We start from the raw sequence: 1,011 nt of genomic DNA on the forward strand, positions 1-1,011 counted from the left end.
TTAATGTGGGTGGATCAGGAGGGCTACTTGGTCCATTAGTAAAATTCCATTCCGAAGACCATGAACTCCAGCCTAATGAATTACCTGCCTTCACTCGCCACCAGTACTGAGTGCCATTATCCGGAAAGCCAGTTATGTTTACTCCTATATAATTTCCAATAGTTTTATCAAACACAAGTTTAGTAAATCCGCTGTCTAATGATACCTGTAACCAATAATTATTTGCTCTGGGGGAAGGATTCCATCTGAATTGAACTACAGTTCCAGGAGCATTAGAACCATTTGGAGGAGAGCTTAATGTGGGTGGATCAGGAGGGCTACTTGGTCCATTAGTAAAATTCCATTCCGAAGACCATGAACTCCAGCCTAATGAATTACCTGCCTTCACTCGCCACCAGTACTGAGTGCCATTATCCGGAAAACCAGTTATGTCTACTCCTATATAATTTCCAATAGCTGACGATTTCACTTGCTATTGTTGATAACCCTATATTATTTAGTAGCAATGCTACAGCAATTATAGATAAAATCTTTTTCATTTACTCTCTTCCCCTTTATTTTGAGAGTAGCAAAAATTTTCAACCTGTGAAATAGGTCGAATTTTTTTGTAAGCTGATTAAACAGATTACATTTTTTTATTGTAAGCGGATTGAACGGATTGAGCGGAAAAAAATAAAAAAATCTGCTCAATCTGCTAAATCCGCTTACTATTAAATCCCCTTACTATTAAAAATTTGTCGCACGGATTAAACGGATTTATTTATTTTTTCCCATTTTTTTCCGCTTAATCCGCTTACTCACTTAATCTCCCTATCTCCTTTTCGGACACCAAGTAGAGTGGTATAATTTTGTTTTCCCAGGTCGACCTATTTCACAGGTCGAAATTTTTTCTTTACATTTATCTACAAAATATGGTATAATAAATTCCGAACTTTGGAACTTAACGGATGGAGGTGAATTATGTGCAGAATTATAGCCATTGCTAATCAAAAAGGTGGTTGTGGAAAAACG

General features: G+C 36.8%; 1 protein-coding gene. It reads right to left on the reverse strand.

From position 1 onward, the window contains the following. A partial coding sequence (locus AB1422_19640) for a hypothetical protein (protein ID MEW6621515.1) occupies nucleotides 1-469 on the reverse strand: 469 nt, incomplete at its 3' end. Nucleotides 470-1,011: the final 542 nt, after the last annotated feature.

This window comes from bacterium (assembly GCA_040757115.1).
Lineage (GTDB): Bacteria > UBA9089 > CG2-30-40-21 > CG2-30-40-21 > SBAY01 > JBFLXS01.